The sequence below is a fragment of the Providencia sp. SP181 genome (assembly GCF_050446505.1).
Lineage (GTDB): Bacteria > Pseudomonadota > Gammaproteobacteria > Enterobacterales > Enterobacteriaceae > Providencia > Providencia vermicola.
This window is the reverse complement of sequence record NZ_JBBPXM010000001.1, coordinates 1-16,530: the sequence shown is the minus strand read 5'-3', so window position 1 is coordinate 16,530 and position 16,530 is coordinate 1. Positions and strand designations below refer to the sequence as shown.

Here is a 16,530-nt window from a genome sequence, read left to right as displayed (position 1 = left end):
TTTCTATCCTGAAGTGACAGACTAGCAGCAATAAGCTGTAAAAATGATATGGATTCAGTTTATGGGAATGGGAAAGTGATAAGTTTGCGTTAGCTCAATTTTGTGGTCGATAGTCAAAAGTTTATCTAATTGTTTTAGCCTTGTAGCAATTGTAGTAGCAGTGAACCATCATATAAAGCGCGCTGAATTAATGTGGATTCACTTTCTTTTACTGAAAAATTAGATTTTTCTATTAATAAATGAGAACTATACAGAGGAGATGCGTATTGATGTATATAATGATGCAACCGCTCAAATAATCTCTCTGATGCTATATTTAAGGGGGAGTTAATAAGAATAAGTTCAGTACCAAATAGGCTTACCATTAACGATAATGGTTTGGCCAATTGTTTTGCTACCATTTCTATTAGATAAACACAAAGGGGATCGCCTAATATTGCGCCAGCGCAAATTTTATCGATTGATATTTCACTTTGGAATAAGACGCTATCAGGGTAATGACAAGATAAATTACTGGCTTTTTGTAATACCACTGGAATGGAAATATGCGTTTCCAAGCAACCCTCACCACCACAATAACAGGCAACTTGATTCGATTCACCTAACTGACTATGACCGAATAGAAGCGGTTTTTGTGTATTGGCATCTAATGTCACGCCACGGTTTAGTACAGTGGCATTCACCACATCCTGTATTTGAAGGTAAATAATATTTGTGGCTTGTCGTTTTGCTGAAAGCGAAAAATGATCCATTAATGCCAGTGCATCAACGGTTGAGTGTAAATAAACAGGTAAACCTGTCTGTTTAGTCAGATGTTGTGCTATTGGTAAAGAATTAATATTGAAACCCGTAAGTTGGAAAACAATCCCTTGGTAAGGATCTATGATACCTTCTGCAAGGATGCTGATCGCAGTAAGCCGCTCAATTAACATTTGATGATCAGCAAAAAACTGGCTGATTAACTCAAGCAATTCATGAATAAAAGCATCATTACCACACACATCAAATGGGTATGTGTTTTGCGCTAGCGTCACCCCATTAATTTCCTTCAAAGAAACCGTGATTTTACGTGGCTCAATAACCATCGAAAGAAACTGCCACCCTTCACTTTCAATGACCAGACCAATTGCGGGGCGACCTCGCAAACCCAATACTGGAAATTCTAGCTCTTTAATAAGGTGGGCATCCATTAGCTCACGGGTAATTTTAGTGATACTTGCAGGGGCTAATGAAGCTTGCTTAGATAAGGCAATACGCGATATTGGACCATGTTGATCAATTATTCGATACACAATACCTGTGTTTAATTGTTTTATTTGGTCAATATGACCCGTTTGGTTCAGCATAGCGATTGTCAAATCCTTTATAAAGCAATTAGTTATTATGCCTTATTCTGTATATGAATGATTCTGCATACATACCAAGTGTGATTTCGGTCACGTTTATTTGCCGACAATATTGGAAATCAAAATTTGAGTCAATTTTTTAGCGACTGCAGGTAAGGTTCTACGGGTATTGTAAACTAACCATACTTCAGATGATGCCTCAATATTAATTAATTTTACATATCTTACACCATCAATTTTCATGCGTGTGAATGATTCAGTAATAATAGATATTCCCATTCCTGCGGAAACTAACCCAAGTATTGTCATGGCTTCCCCAGCTTCTTGTGAGATTTTAGGGACGATCCCTGCGGAGGTTAATAACTGACTGATCTCATCATGTAACGCCGTTCCTACTTCACGTTCAAAAAAAATTAGAGGGTAATTAGCCAACAATTGAATATCGACGCCTTGCTCTTCGAATTCTAACAATGGGTGCCCTTCATAAACGGCAACCATAAATGATTCTTTAAACAGCAATTGATAGTCGAGTTGCTCAGGCAAAATAGTATTTCGCATAATCCCCATGTCAATGCGCCCAGTTACTAAAGGCGCAATTTGTTGTTTTGTATTCATTTGGTGCATGTGAATAGAGACTTCAGGGTAAGTTTCACGGTATTGCCTTAAGCTCATTGTGACTTTATGCATAAAGGGTGTTGTGGAAGTAAAACCAATAGATAATTCACCGAGCTCACCTTTTTCCATTCGAGCTGCTTTAGTTGCAGCCGCATTAACTTGAGCAAGTATTTGATAAGCCTCTTTTAAAAACATGGTTCCTGCCGGTGTTAGAGCGACATTTCGATTATTTCGCTCCAATAATTTAGCATGAATTTGTTCTTCAAGTGATTGTATTTGTTGGCTTAATGGAGGTTGTGATATATGTAGGCGCTCAGCGGCTCGCCCAAAATGGAGCTCTTCTGCTACCGCAATAAAATAGCGTAAATGCCTCAGTTCAATGTTCATAAGTATATTGATATCTTTAAAGTATCATTTTAGATAATTAATATATTAGACAAAAAACTTAGGAATTTCTATTCTTTGATCAAAATCAAATGAGTTAGTATGACAAGGAATACACATGGAACACTCATCCAATAGCCTGACTACTGAGCAACCTGCTGAAAGGGAAGAAACTGACTCCGCGGTACATGTCGCACCTAAAAAACATTATATTCAAAGAGATGACGCTTTATACCTACGTGTCACCCTCTCCTTTTTTACAGTTGGTTTTGCAACATTTGCGCTGCTGTATTTTGTGCAGCCTATCCTGCCTTTATTATCCACAGATTTTAACGTATCTCCTGCAACAGCCAGCCTAGCCCTTTCATTAAGCACAGGCTTAATGGCTTTAGGTTTGTTAATCACAGGGCCAATATCAGATGCGATTGGTCGTAAAAACGTGATGGTGATAGCGTTGACATGTGCGGCATTATTTACGTTATTAAGTTCAGTGATGCAAAGCTGGCAAGGTATTTTGATTGCTAGAGCCTTAGTTGGCTTATCCCTTAGTGGCGTTGCCGCTGTAGCCATGACTTATTTAAGTGAAGAGATACACCCAAGTTATGTGGCTCTTTCTATGGGACTTTATATCAGCGGGAATTCCATTGGTGGAATGAGTGGACGATTAATGACAGGGGTTGTTGCTGATTATTTTTCATGGCGTGTCGCTGTCGTGATTTTAGGGACCTTGGCTTTGATTGCTGCGATAAGTTTCTGGCGTTTATTACCCCCTTCCCAACACTTTCGTGCCAGCTCGTTAAAACCGAAAAATTTATGGGTCAATTTACATCTTCATTTTAGGGATAAAGGCTTACCTTGGTTATTTGTTGAGGGTTTTGTTCTCATGGGCGGGTTCGTCACCATGTATAATTATATTGGTTACCGCTTATTAGAAGCACCTTATAACTTATCACAATCTACCGTTGGTTTTTTATCTGTTATCTACTTAACAGGTACATACAGTGCGACAAAAACAGGCAGTCTAACCCAGAAATATGGATTAGGTAACATATTGATTGCTGCTATTTCATTGATGTTATTAGGTATTTTAATTACATTACATTCAAATGTCTGGATTGTTTTATTGGGAATGACCTTATTAACAACTGGTTTTTTCGCGGCACACTCTGTTGCTAGCAGCTGGGTTGGACGTCGAGCTAAACGGGCTCGAGGGCAAGCATCTTCACTGTATTTATTCAGCTATTATGCAGGCTCAAGTATTGCGGGTACAGTTGGTGGGCTATTCTGGGCTAATTATGGTTGGAACGGCGTTGCTTTATTCATCGCAGGAATATTATTGGTTGGTGTTATGATTGCATGCCGATTGAAATCAGGCTGTTATGACCATTAGCTTAGACACTGATAAAGGTTAAAATTTTCTCCCCCTCGTTATTACTGGATGATACACGCTCTTTTAATAACGAGGAAATGAGATGAAACCGTTGTTGTTTGCCCCAGTTCTTTTCTGTTGTAGTTTTCTAGTTTGGTCCCATGGATATGTCGAGTCTCCTGAAAGTCGAGCTTATTTGTGTAAAAAACAAGAAAACAAAAATTGTGGCCCTGTTCAATATGAACCCCAATCAGTTGAAGGACCGAAGGGGTTTCCAGAAAAAGGCCCGCTTGATGGTCAAATTGCGAGTGCAGGACTACCCCAGTTTAAACAGCTTGATGAACAAACTCCTCTTCGTTGGAAACGCTTGACACAATCCTCCCCTGAAATTGATTTCAGATGGCGGTTAACAGCGATACATAAAACCACGAAATGGGAATACTTCATCACCAAATTAAATTGGAATCCAAATGCACCGCTATCTCGTGCGCAATTTGAGTTAAAACCTTTTTGTAAATACGAACGCGTTGAAATACCACAGGAAGTTGTTCAACATAACTGTGTCCTTCCATTATCACATCAAGGGTACCATACCATTTTAGCAGTATGGACAATCGATGACACAGGTAATGCATTTTATCAAGCAATTGATTTAAATATACATTTTGTGAAATCGAACTGAAAATAGTGCTAAAATAAGGGGAGTCATCCCCTTTTTACTCTAGTTAATACAATCAAATTGAAAAACACTGTTGCTAATGTTAATTTATATTTAAACAAACTGTATGTTGTAACTAATTCATATGAATAAAAAACAAATATTAATCGAATTTTTTAACCAATTAGAATGCCAGATAAAACAGTTATCTGGGTTATTGTCTGAGCAGAAACAATATATAGCTAAAGTTTATACATTACCCGATGTCATTAAAGGTGATGAAAACAATGAGGTCAACGAAATTATTGTTGATGAGATTACTGGTAATAATGCAATAAAAGAAGTCATTGCCTTACTCAACCTACTGTTTATACATAATAAATCTACTGAAATTAGTAACAAAGCCGCTATTCGGCTACCAGGTGTCATTTGTATTCAAATAGACAACCAGGGTTATCAGCGGTTTAACCAATTAATAGATGAAATCAATCAGCTGAAGATATCCATTAAAACCCTTGTTACGCAGATAGATGAGACTCAACGATTTGAGTTTATTAGAGAAAGTTTGCATGGCCTACTCACGTTAAATACTTACCGTACTATCACAAGCTTAGTGGATGTAGATACATTAGGCTTTGGTTGGGCAAATAAAAAAGTGATCAATAAAATCACTAAAGAAACATTGCTCGATAAATTACAATATAGTTTAGAAAATGGCCGTTGCCCTGCTCATTTACCGCGAGAGCATTGGCAATTGCAATTAAAAACAGAAATACAATTGATTGAGTCCCTTCCCCATGATGCCATTTTAAAAACCCAGCGCCCTGTAAAAGTGCAGCCAATTGCACGCGTTTGGGATAAGGCACAGCAAAAACAGACTCAATTTGCCTGTGCAACACCATTATTCGTTTTTGCTGTAGAGAAAACATTGGCTGAAATCAAAATTGGGGAGTTGCCTGACTACCATGCAGATAATATCGCATTACGTAATCGCCCACGCGCAAAACCTGTTGAGTTATTGATCCCTCGATTAAATCTTTACATTGAGCGATAAAAAAACACCCGCTAGTTTAACTATGCGGGTGCCTTAAGATTTAATCTTAACGTTTAGATTAAGATTTCATACTGCCAACCATGTCCTCTGGACGAACCCAATCATTAAACTGCTCTTCAGTTAAATAGTTCAGCTTTAATGCAGACTCTTTTAATGTTAGGCCTTCTTTATGCGCTTTTTTCGCAATTTCAGCTGCTTTATCATAACCAATGTGCGTATTTAATGCGGTTACTAACATTAATGATTCATGTAGTAATTTCTCAATGCGCTCACGGTTTGGCTCGATACCCACAGCGCAGTGTTCGTTAAAGCTACGCATACCATCAGCTAATAAACGTACCGATTGCAGGAAGTTATCGATTAACATTGGACGGAAAACGTTTAATTCAAAGTTACCCGAAGCACCTCCTATATTCACAGCAACATCGTTACCCATGACTTGTGCGCACAGCATGGTTAATGCTTCACATTGTGTTGGGTTAACTTTACCTGGCATGATTGAACTGCCTGGTTCGTTTTCTGGAATTGAAATTTCACCAATACCACAACGAGGGCCAGAAGCTAACCATCTAACATCATTAGCGATTTTCATTAATGATGCCGCTAAGCCTTTTAACGCACCGTGAGCATGAACCAAGCTATCGCATGTTGCTAATGCTTCGAATTTATTCGGTGCAGTGATGAATGGTTGCCCTGTTAATTCTGCAATTTTTTTAGCAACACGAACCGCATACTCTGGGTGAGTATTCAGACCTGTACCGACTGCAGTACCGCCTAATGCTAATTCACAAACATGAGGAACCGCGTTCTCAATGTGTTTTTCGCTGTGAGCTAACATCGCAGCCCAACCTGAAATTTCTTGGCCTAAAGTCAGCGGTGTTGCATCTTGTAAGTGGGTACGGCCAATTTTAACAATGTCTTTAAATTCTTTTGCTTTTGCATCTAGAGTTTTATGCAAAATTTTCAATTCTGGGAGCAGATGTTCACGAATAGCTACAACGGCAGCTACGTGCATCGCGGTAGGAAAGACATCATTTGAACTTTGGCTTTTGTTAACGTCATCGTTTGGGTGGATCAGACGGTCATTACCTCTTTGACCACCTAAAATTTCACTACCACGATTTGCTAACACTTCATTCATGTTCATGTTACTTTGTGTACCAGAACCCGTTTGCCAAATAGCTAAAGGGAATTCTGTTGGGTGTTTACCCGCTAAAACTTCGTCAGCAGCGGCAATAATTGCATCGCCACGTTCTTTAACGAGTAGTCCCAAATCCATATTCACACTTGCTGCCGCTTTTTTAGTAATCGCAAGTGCGTGGATAAGCGCGACTGGCATTTTTTCTACAGATATACGGAAATGTTCTAAAGAACGCTGCGTTTGCGCGCCCCACAACTGGTCAGCAGGTACTTCGATAGGCCCCATTGAGTCTTTTTCAATGCGAGTGGCTGCCATTACTATCTCCTTAGGTACATACACAGAATAATTAATTTTAGAATCGTCTGCTTGCAGGTAAGCAAATAACCGAGCAGTATAATGCCACAAATTGAATTTAATTTATGAGACTTGGTCGAGCTTATTGTACCCTGATGTTAAGGAAATGAGTTGATTTTTACAAAAAAGAGAATTTTGCTATGCTTAAAATGATAAACAAAGTCCAAAATTATGATTGGGGAAGTAAAAACGCCCTAACACAGCTGTATGGAATCGCAAATCCAGAGAATTTGCCAATGGCTGAACTTTGGATGGGAGCGCATCCTAAAGCTAGCTCCGACGTTATCGATAGCCAAAATAATCAAATTACTCCGTTAAATACATTGATTGATAGTCATCCTGAGTTGTATTTAGGAAAAAAGGTGGCGCAAACTTATCACCGATTGCCTTATCTTTTCAAAGTACTTTGTGCGGCTCAGCCGCTGTCAGTTCAAGTTCATCCCAATAAGAAATATGCTGAAGTTGGCTTTGCCAAAGAGAATGCGGCAGGCATACCACTCGATTCACCTCTCCGTAATTACAAAGACGATAATCATAAACCCGAATTAATCTATGCATTAACGCCTTTCAAGGCGATGAATGCGTTTCGTCCCCTGAATGAAATTGCAGCTTTACTTGATTTTGTTTCTGCTGCTCATCCTGACATTCAGTTATTTGTTCAATCTCCTTCTGAAGAGAAGCTTTCTCGATTGTTTGCACAACTTCTGAATCTAACTGGCGCACAAAAAGAGTTGGCTCTAGGGGTATTAAAGGCGGCCTTAAATAGCCGTCAGGGAGAACCTTGGGACTCAATAAAACAAATGGTTAGCTTATATCCTGAAGATAATGGCTTATTTACCCCTCTTCTTTTAAATGTCATTGAATTGCAACCTGGCGAAGCAATGTTTTTATATGCCCGAACACCACATGCTTATTTAGAAGGTGTCGGTTTAGAAGTGATGGCCAACTCCGATAATGTGCTACGCGCAGGCTTGACAAATAAGCATATCGATATACCTGAGTTAATTGCGAATATTGATTTCAAACCTACGCCTGCGCATGATTTGTTAAATATCCCCGAAAAATCTGGAAATATCTGGAAATATCATATTCCAGTAGAAGATTTTTCATTTAATATATATTCTATTAATCACTCGGGGATTACCCTAACTAACGATACAGCCTCAATTTTATTCTGTATTGAAGGCGAGTTAGTTTTAAACTCAGGTGATAAAGAAATTAGCATTGATTCTGGTGAGTCTATTTTTCTGCCTGCGTATGAGAAACATGTTTCCATTAAAGGTAATGGTAAACTTGCTCGAGTGTTTAATCTTTAGTGTCATATTCTGTATTAGCCGTCTTTCTTACGCAGCATTAAGACGGTTATATAAAACTTATACAAATTTATAAGTGCGTTAGAAACGTACTGAAAGGATGGATGTTTATAATGAAAAAGTCATTAGTCGCGGTTGGTGTTATCGTTGCTCTGGGCGCAGTGTGGACCGGTGCATCATGGTATACAGGTTCTAAAGTTAAAGATGAACTTGATAGAGTCATCCTGAAAACCAACGATTTTTTTGCTGTAAATGTGCCTGAATCAGGTGTGAACTTTAAATTAGAAAACTACAAAAAAGGCGTTTTCTCTTCACAAGCAGATATCGTAATTACGTCAGCAGATTCGACTACACCTGATGAATCAATCGTATTTAAAGCAAATATCGACCATGGCCCATTCCCTATTTCACAGGTTGCCAAATTTAATTTAATGCCTAAATTAGCAGCGACCCAAGTTGAATTAGCCAATAATGCTACAACTAAAGAATTATTTGAAGCAACCAAAGGGAAGCCATTCATTCATGGTAATGCTGTTATCGGTTACAGCAAAAGCATTGATACTAATTTAGAGTTAATCCCTGTTGAATACTCTAAAGATGATGCTACCGTTTCTTTCAGTGGTTCTAAGTTTGATATTTCAACAACGGCTGACCTTGCTGCGGTTGACGCGTCTTTAATTACTGACAGTTTAGTTATCGGTAAGAAAGATAAAACTGAATCCATGACATTAAAAGGCTTAAAATTAGTCTCTAATGTGACAAAATCTCAGTACGGTTTCTATACAGGTAAACAATCGTTTATTATTGCAGACACTGACTTTAACATCCCTGATACCAAATTCTCATTTAAAGATTTCAAAATCTCAAGTGATACAGCTATCACAGGTGAAGATGTTAAAGGGAATATCTCTTACAGTATCGCTGACTTAAAAGCATTAGAGCAAAACTTAGGTTCGGGCGAATTAACTGTTGCAATTGAAAAGTTAGATGCAAAAGCATTGGGCAAATTTGTTGAGCAATACAACGAAGCATTGGCACAAGGCTTAGCAAATGGCGATCCAACTGAAGCAACAGAACGTTTAGCGATGGAAATGATGTCTACTACATTACCTGAGCTGATGAAAAGCAAACCTGTTTTCACTGTTAGCCCGTTCTACTGGAAAAACGAAGCAGGTCAAAGCTCTGTTGACTTGAACATTACGTTTAACAAATGGAACCAAGACGAAATTACAGCCTTAGCAATGTCTAACAAAGTTGATGAAGCTGTTAAGCAATTGATTTCATCTTTCGACTTCAACCTGAAACTGAACAAACCAATGTTAATCGAATCTATGACGCAAGCCATGATCATTGACCAAGGTACACCAGTTGATGCTGATACGAAGAAAGAAATGAAAGGCATGGTAACGTCTGAGTTCGAAGGCGTGCAGCAAATGTTAACGTCTGACATGTTCTCTTCCCCATTCGAAGAAATGTTCATGACAGATGAAGAACGTGCTGAAAAAGCAAAACAGAAAAAATCACCTTGGATGATTGATAGTGAAAATGATTTAACGATGACTATCAAGTTTGCAGGTAATGACCTCACATTCAACAATGATAAGTATACATTAGCTGAATTCCTGACTAAGATGAAAATTATGTCGAATCCAGATGATGCTTTAGAGTACGAAGCTGTTCCAGCGCCTGATGCAGAGCCCGCTCCAGAAATGGAAGCACCAGAATTAGCGCCTGCTCCGCAAGAAGCTCCAGCTAACTAATTAATTTCTGTTACCTAAAAAATTTAAAGCGCCAGTCAATTTGATTGGCGTTTTTTTTTACCTCACATAATAAATGTGATTTGAATCACAATTATTATGTAATAATTGAATGCGTTTCACATTTTTCGTGACTTAAGATTGCCTTTGGCGTTGTAACAGCCAAAATAAGGGAAGAAAATAGATAAAGGAACATTCCGTGATAAAAACAAATCTCCCTTTAACCGATTTACATCGCCACCTTGATGGTAATATCCGTCCAGAAACCATTCTTTCTTTAGCTAAAGAACACAATATTCAATTACCAGCCACGGAACTTGAAGCTCTTCGCCCTCATGTGCAAATTATAGGCCAAGAAGCCGACTTGGTGGGTTTCTTAACAAAATTAGATTGGGGTGTGGCGGTTCTTGCTGATTTAGATGCATGTCGTCGTGTTGCGTTTGAAAATGTCGAAGATGCATTCAATGCAGGTATCGATTATGCAGAATTACGCTTTTCACCTTATTACATGGCGATGAAGCACCAATTACCCGTTGAAGGTGTGGTAGAAGCGATTGTTGATGGTGTTAAAGCGGGTTGTCGCCAATATGATATTAAAATAAATCTGATTGGTATCTTGAGCCGTACGTTTGGGCAAAAAGCTTGTACCACTGAATTACAAGGTTTGCTTGCACATCGTAACCAATTATGTGCTTTAGACCTTGCGGGTGATGAGTTAGGTTTCCCTGGTGAGCTATTTGAAGAGCATTTTATTAAAGCTCGTGATACAGGTTTAAACATTACCGTACATGCAGGAGAAGCCGCTGGTGCTGCCAGTATTTGGCATGCAATCAAAGTATTAGGCGCACAACGCATCGGCCACGGTGTAAAAGCTATTGAAGACCCTGCTCTGATTGAATATTTAGCTCAACATCAAATTGGTATGGAAAGCTGTTTGACGTCGAATATCCAAACTAGCACTGTGCCTTCATTGGCTCAGCACCCACTCAAAACCTTTTTGCAACAGGGTGTGTTAGCATCAATTAATACTGATGATCCTGCCGTTCAAGGCATTGAACTACGCCATGAATATGAAGTCGCCGCACCACAAGCAGGTTTGAGCGTTACAGAGATAGAACAAGCACAGCGTAACGGCTTAACAATGGCATTTTTATCGGATAGCGAGAAAGTCGCGCTAGCCCAAAAAGCGGCCAAACGTTAATTAGTGAGTTATTGAGGGCACAGAATGATGCCCTTTTCCTTCAGTTCCTTCTTCCAGACAAACTCACATTGTTTTCAATCACGCACGCCTGTAAAGCTGCTAACCTGTTAATTACAATGCTAAGGTACTTTATTTAATAATAACAAATAGTATGTTGTAACTAAAAGTTAGAGTTAGAGAGACTGAAAAGAACAAAAACAGCTTAAATAAACATGTTATTCAAGCTATTCGATACAACGATTACTTCACTAAGCGTTTTGCATAACGCTGTGCCAATACCGCACTCACCATCAATTGGACTTGGTGGAAAATCATCAGTGGCAATAAAATCACGCCTACCGTGGCTGCGGGAAATAACACATTCGCCATTGGAACGCCATTTGCTAAGCTTTTCTTTGAACCACAAAAAACAATCGTGATTTCATCTTCTTTGCTAAATCCAAGTAAACGAGCCGCTAACGTGTTTATCACTATCACAACAAATAAAATAATGCATGTCACAACAACAATCATCAATAGTGAATAAACATCAATTTTCTGCCAAATCCCCTCAACCACTGCTTCACTAAATGCAACATAGACGACAAGTAATATCGAAGATCGGTCAGTGATATTCACTAATTTACGATGACGATTAATCCAATTAGCAATTAATGGGCGAGATAAATGCCCCACAACGAAAGGCAACATTAATTGCATAAGAATAGAACCAATAGCATTGAGTGTGTCAACGGCTTGGCTACCATCTGCATCCATCAAAAGGCCAACTAAGATAGGTGAAAGAAAGACACCTAAAATGCTAGATGCAGAAGCACTGCAAATCGCAGCGGCGATATTCCCGCCTGCAACAGAAGTGAATGCAATGGCAGATTGGACGGTTGCTGGTAATGCACATAGATAGAGGAAACCCATATAAACCGTCGGAGACATCCATGCAGGCACAATAACGGCTAAGCCGAGACCAATAATGGGGAATAAAATAAATGTACTTGCAAATACCAGTAAATGTAATCGCCAGTGCCCTATCCCAGCCATTATTGACTCGCGTGATAACTTAGCTCCATGCATAAAAAACAATAAGGCAATCGCCGCAGTTGTTAGGTATTGGAAGCCCGTTTTAATATCTCCTTCACAAGGAAATAAGCTTGCCACGCCCACAACACAAATCATGATCAGTAAAAAAGGGTCAATTCTTAATTTTGCAAGTAAGTTCATTTGCTTATCCATAACAAAAGGCAGTGCTTTAATTGGCCTTAAAATCGGTTTTAGCCTTAAAAGATAGCCGTAATAATTCATTTTTCAATGGAAAAAATCTCAGCTTCCCTGAAATTTATTAAAGTGACAGCGTCACTCCATATTACCGTTTAACAACGCTTATTTAATAAGTTCGCTAAAAAAGCCTGTTTACAGTACAAAACAGCCAGTTATTATGAAGATCCTCGCTAGATCTTAATCGATCACGGGTTAATCGTCGTTATGCCTAAGTTTTTTCATCGCTGTAGATATAAATAAGCCTCGAAAAGTAGCATTAGAAGGAATGAGTTGGCAAATAAATCTATGATAGAATTGTTAAATCGATTGCGATTGGCTAAAAATGGATAATTATTTATGAGTTCAGTTTATGACGCTAACCGCCTGACGGGTTGGCTTTTGGTTCCTGCAATCTACTTGCTACTCACTTTCTTGGCAGTTTGTAGTATGACGGTGATGTATTGCATCAAGCTGTATGAAATTGTTTCCACGGTAGAGGGTTGGATAACGTTTATTCCTGCTGCGTGGTATTTGTCATTTGCAATCTCGATTGGTATGACAGTATTTAGTGTTCATGTGCTTCAATTAATGTTTTCTCGTTCAAAGCACTTCCCTCGCCGCTTTACGATTTGGTTACTTATTTTATTATTATTAGGACTAAAAACATTTGCATTTTCACCCATTGATGACAAAACGGCTCTGCAAGTCCTTGCTTGGCCCCTGTTAGGTGCGGGGTTCTTTGTCCCTTATTTAAAACGTTCTCAACGAGTTAAAATGACTTTCACACAAGATCGATAAGCATCACAAAAATTGCTTGATATCATAATGGCTGTTTAGCTGGCTTCGGCCAGTTTTTGTTCTTTATATTTTCATTTCAGGCAATAGCATGACTGATTATCTATTACTCTTTATTGGTACGGTGCTGGTTAACAACTTCGTCCTTGTTAAATTTCTTGGGTTATGTCCATTTATGGGGGTATCAAAGAAACTTGAACCTGCCATCGGTATGGGATTAGCGACAACATTTGTCATGACATTAGCCTCCATTTCTTCATGGCTAATTGATACACTGATCCTCGTTCCCCTTGACCTACTTTATCTACGTACACTCAGCTTTATTCTTGCAATCGCTGTGGTAGTACAATTTACAGAAATGGTTGTAAGAAAAACAAGCCCTACACTTTATCGGTTATTAGGTATTTTCTTGCCTTTAATTACAACAAACTGCGCAGTATTAGGTGTGGCATTGTTGAACATTAATATGTCCCATTCGTTCCTGCAGTCAGCCGTATATGGTTTTGGAGCCGCTATTGGCTTTTCCCTTGTGATGGTTCTGTTTGCAGCGATCCGTGAACGACTCGCTGTTGCCAATGTCCCTGCCCCATTCCGTGGTTCTTCCATTGGCCTGATCACTGCAGGGCTTATGTCCCTCGCATTTATGGGCTTTAGTGGTTTGGTGAAATTCTAATGATGTCTGTATGGATTGCCATCGGTATATTAGCCGTATTCGGTTTGATTTTCGGTCTAATTTTAGGCTACGCGTCGTTACGTTTTAAAGTCGAAGCTGACCCAATTGTCGAACAAGTGGAAGCTATTTTACCTCAGAGTCAATGTGGGCAGTGTAGCTATCCAGGTTGCCGCCCTTACGCAGAAGCGGTCGCTAACAATGGTGAAATGATCAATAAATGTGCCCCTGGTGGCGAGCAAGTCATGCTAAAGATAGCCGAATTGCTGAATGTTGACCCACAACCTATTGATGGTGATGAAGCAGCGCAGAACCCTGTTCGTAAAGTTGCCATTATCGATGAAGAAAACTGTATCGGTTGCACGAAATGTATCCAAGCTTGCCCTGTTGACGCCATTGTCGGTGCCACCCGTGCAATGCATACCGTAATTGAAGATTTATGTACTGGATGCGATTTATGCGTCGCCCCCTGCCCAACTGACTGTATTGAACTTGTCCCCGTGAAAACCACAACCGCCAATTGGAAATGGGATTTAAACACTATTCCAGTGAAAAATATTTCTGTTGAACCTATTGAAAAAACTGAAGTGAAATCAAGGGAGAACTCCCATGCTTAAGTTATTTAAATGGTTGAAAAAAGACAATATCTGGGATTTTGATGGTGGCATTCACCCACCTGAAATGAAGTTGCAATCCAGCCGTACCCCTATGCGGGTTGCAACTATACCTAATGAGCTGATTATCCCATTGCAGCAGCATTTAGGCCCTGAAGGTGAACTTATCGTTCAAGTCGGTGATTCTGTGCTTAAAGGCCAGCCGTTAACTCGTGGTCTTGGTCGTACCGTACCAGTACATGCTTCAACCTCTGGAACGATTACTGCAATTGAACCTATGGTGACGGCACATCCATCGGGTTTAAAAGAATTATGTGTGCGTATTCAATCTGATGGTAAAGATACTTGGTGCCCATTAGAGCCAACCCCTGATTACTATCAATTAGCCAAACCAGATTTATTGCACAAAATTGAGCAAGCTGGAATTGCAGGCTTAGGTGGAGCGGGCTTCCCTACTGCCTCTAAATTGGCGGGAGGTAAAGATGCGATTAAAACATTGATTATCAATGCGGCTGAATGTGAACCTTATATCACCGCTGATGATAGGTTAATGCAAGAGCACGCCCAAGAAGTGATTGAAGGCTGCCGCGTCTTACAACATTTATTAAATCCAGACCAAGTATTAATTGGCATTGAAGATAATAAGCCAGAAGCTATTCAATCTCTGAATAAAGCCATCACTAAACAAGACTCAAACATTTTCGTCCGTGTGATCCCAACTAAATACCCTTCAGGTGGGGCCAAACAACTAACTAAAATTTTAACCGGTCAAGAAGTACCATCGGGTGCCCGCTCATCCCAAATAGGCGTGTTGATGCAAAACGTGGGCACTGTTGTGGCAATTAAACGTGCAGTCATTGATGGACAACCTTTAATTGAACGTGTTGTCACTGTAACAGGTGAAGCGATTTCCCAACCGGGAAATTTCTGGGCACGTTTAGGTACCCCAGTAAGGCACTTACTACAACAATCTGGATTCAACCCAGAACCTGAACAAATGGTGATCATGGGGGGGCCATTGATGGGCTTTACCCTACCCGACCTCAATGTTCCTGTTGTCAAAATTTGTAACTGTCTTTTAGTTCCTACAATGGAAGAAATGGGGCCAAAAGCCCTTGAAGAAGCGTGTATTCGTTGTGGATTATGCGTTGATGCCTGCCCAGCAGCTTTATTACCGCAGCAACTTTACTGGTTCAGTAAGGGTGACGAGCACGAAAAAGCGCAAAAGCACAATTTATTCGATTGTATTGAGTGCGGTGCCTGTGCGTATGTTTGTCCAAGCAATATCCCGTTAGTACAATATTACCGCCAAGAAAAAGCAGAAATTCGTGAAATCGCACAAGAAGAGCGCCGTGCCGCAGAAGCGAAATTGCGCTTTGAAGCGAAACAACAGCGAATGGAGCGCGATAAACTGGCCCGTGAAGAGCGCCATAAGAAAGCGGCTGTTCAAGTTGAAAGTGCCGATAAAGACGTAGTAAATGCGGCATTAGCAAGAGTGAAGGCAAAACAAACTGCAAGCCAAGAGCCGATTAAAATTGTTTCTGGCGAATTGCCTGACAACAGCGCAGTTATTGCGGCACGTGAGGCACGAAAAGCCCAAGCTCGTGCTAAACAAGCTGAGAAATTGGCTAATGTGCAAGCTAATGCTCCTGTTAGTGGATCTGATGATGACCCACGCAAAGCTGCGGTTGCTGCTGCCATTGCCCGTGCGAAAGCCAAGAAAGCGGCGCAAGAGCCAACGGCTCCTGTGGTTGACACTCAGCAAGAAACAGAAGTCGACCCACGCAAAGCTGCGGTTGCTGCTGCCATTGCCCGTGCGAAAGCCAAGAAAGCAGCGCAAGAGCCAACGGCTCCTGTGGTTGACGCTCAACAAGAAACAGAAGTCGACCCACGCAAAGCCGCGGTTGCTGCTGCCATTGCCCGTGCGAAAGCCAAGAAAGCAGCGCAAGAGCCAACGGCTCCTGAGGTTGACACTCAGCAAGAAACAGAAGTCGACCCACGCAAAGTT

14 protein-coding genes are annotated in these 16,530 nt (G+C 40.2%); 10 read left to right on the top strand and 4 right to left on the bottom strand.

Annotated features, from left to right (window positions below; genetic code table 11):
• Positions 1 to 134: 134 nt before the first annotated feature.
• Positions 135 to 1,346: an ROK family protein gene (locus AABS66_RS00070; protein WP_375083461.1), complete on the bottom strand. Its 1,212-nt coding sequence runs from the start codon at positions 1,344 to 1,346 to the stop codon at positions 135 to 137.
• 96 nt (positions 1,347 to 1,442) lie between these two features.
• Positions 1,443 to 2,348 (bottom strand): LysR family transcriptional regulator, encoded by a 906-nt coding sequence (locus AABS66_RS00065; RefSeq protein WP_206086063.1) that lies wholly within the window; start codon positions 2,346 to 2,348, stop codon positions 1,443 to 1,445.
• A gap of 115 nt (positions 2,349 to 2,463) precedes the next feature.
• Between AABS66_RS00065 and AABS66_RS00060 the strand changes: the two genes are divergently transcribed.
• The 3 genes from AABS66_RS00060 (at position 2,464) to tus (ending at position 5,426) form a co-directional block, all read left to right on the top strand.
• Positions 2,464 to 3,735 (top strand): MFS transporter, encoded by a 1,272-nt coding sequence (locus tag AABS66_RS00060; protein WP_206086064.1) that lies wholly within the window; start codon positions 2,464 to 2,466, stop codon positions 3,733 to 3,735.
• An 82-nt stretch (positions 3,736 to 3,817) separates the two neighbouring features.
• Entirely contained in the window at positions 3,818 to 4,396 is a 579-nt protein-coding gene (locus tag AABS66_RS00055; RefSeq protein ID WP_206086065.1) for a lytic polysaccharide monooxygenase, read from the top strand.
• 121 nt (positions 4,397 to 4,517) lie between these two features.
• Positions 4,518 to 5,426, top strand: coding sequence for a DNA replication terminus site-binding protein (gene tus / locus AABS66_RS00050; RefSeq protein WP_272538400.1), 909 nt, complete (start codon positions 4,518 to 4,520; stop codon positions 5,424 to 5,426).
• 58 nt (positions 5,427 to 5,484) lie between these two features.
• Here the strand turns inward: tus and fumC are convergent, their stop codons facing one another.
• Positions 5,485 to 6,882, bottom strand: coding sequence for a class II fumarate hydratase (gene fumC / locus AABS66_RS00045; RefSeq protein ID WP_206086067.1), 1,398 nt, complete (start codon positions 6,880 to 6,882; stop codon positions 5,485 to 5,487).
• Between the two features lie 179 nt (positions 6,883 to 7,061).
• Here fumC and manA point away from each other — a divergent pair, with 179 nt between their 5' ends.
• The 3 genes from manA to add all read left to right on the top strand — a co-directional run bounded on the left by manA (position 7,062) and on the right by add (position 11,192).
• The gene (manA, locus tag AABS66_RS00040) at positions 7,062 to 8,237 is read left to right on the top strand and encodes a mannose-6-phosphate isomerase (protein ID WP_206086068.1); all 1,176 of its coding nucleotides are present in this window, start codon (positions 7,062 to 7,064) and stop codon (positions 8,235 to 8,237) included.
• Between the two features lie 110 nt (positions 8,238 to 8,347).
• Complete coding sequence (locus AABS66_RS00035; protein ID WP_272538399.1) at positions 8,348 to 9,994, top strand: YdgA family protein; 1,647 nt, start codon at positions 8,348 to 8,350, stop codon at positions 9,992 to 9,994.
• Positions 9,995 to 10,190: 196 nt separating this feature from the next.
• Positions 10,191 to 11,192 (top strand): adenosine deaminase, encoded by a 1,002-nt coding sequence (add, locus tag AABS66_RS00030; RefSeq protein WP_272573569.1) that lies wholly within the window; start codon positions 10,191 to 10,193, stop codon positions 11,190 to 11,192.
• 240 nt (positions 11,193 to 11,432) lie between these two features.
• On the opposite strand, the gene AABS66_RS00025 is transcribed toward add, so the two are convergent.
• Positions 11,433 to 12,407, bottom strand: coding sequence for a bile acid:sodium symporter family protein (locus AABS66_RS00025; RefSeq protein WP_206086071.1), 975 nt, complete (start codon positions 12,405 to 12,407; stop codon positions 11,433 to 11,435).
• Positions 12,408 to 12,800: 393 nt separating this feature from the next.
• Between AABS66_RS00025 and AABS66_RS00020 the strand changes: the two genes are divergently transcribed.
• The 4 genes from AABS66_RS00020 to rsxC form a co-directional block, all read left to right on the top strand.
• Positions 12,801 to 13,241 carry a DUF2569 domain-containing protein gene (locus AABS66_RS00020; RefSeq protein WP_206086072.1) on the top strand — a complete coding sequence of 147 codons (441 nt, stop codon included), beginning with the start codon at positions 12,801 to 12,803 and terminating at the stop codon, positions 13,239 to 13,241.
• An 88-nt stretch (positions 13,242 to 13,329) separates the two neighbouring features.
• Entirely contained in the window at positions 13,330 to 13,911 is a 582-nt protein-coding gene (rsxA, locus tag AABS66_RS00015; RefSeq protein WP_206086073.1) for an electron transport complex subunit RsxA, read from the top strand.
• Complete coding sequence (rsxB, locus tag AABS66_RS00010; protein WP_206086074.1) at positions 13,911 to 14,525, top strand: electron transport complex subunit RsxB; 615 nt, start codon at positions 13,911 to 13,913, stop codon at positions 14,523 to 14,525. The genes rsxA and rsxB overlap by 1 nt, the downstream gene beginning before the upstream one ends.
• Positions 14,518 to 16,530, top strand: a 2,013-nt coding sequence (gene rsxC, locus AABS66_RS00005) for an electron transport complex subunit RsxC (RefSeq protein ID WP_430224405.1), incomplete at its 3' end; no start/stop codon positions are given. The genes rsxB and rsxC, both read left to right, overlap by 8 nt.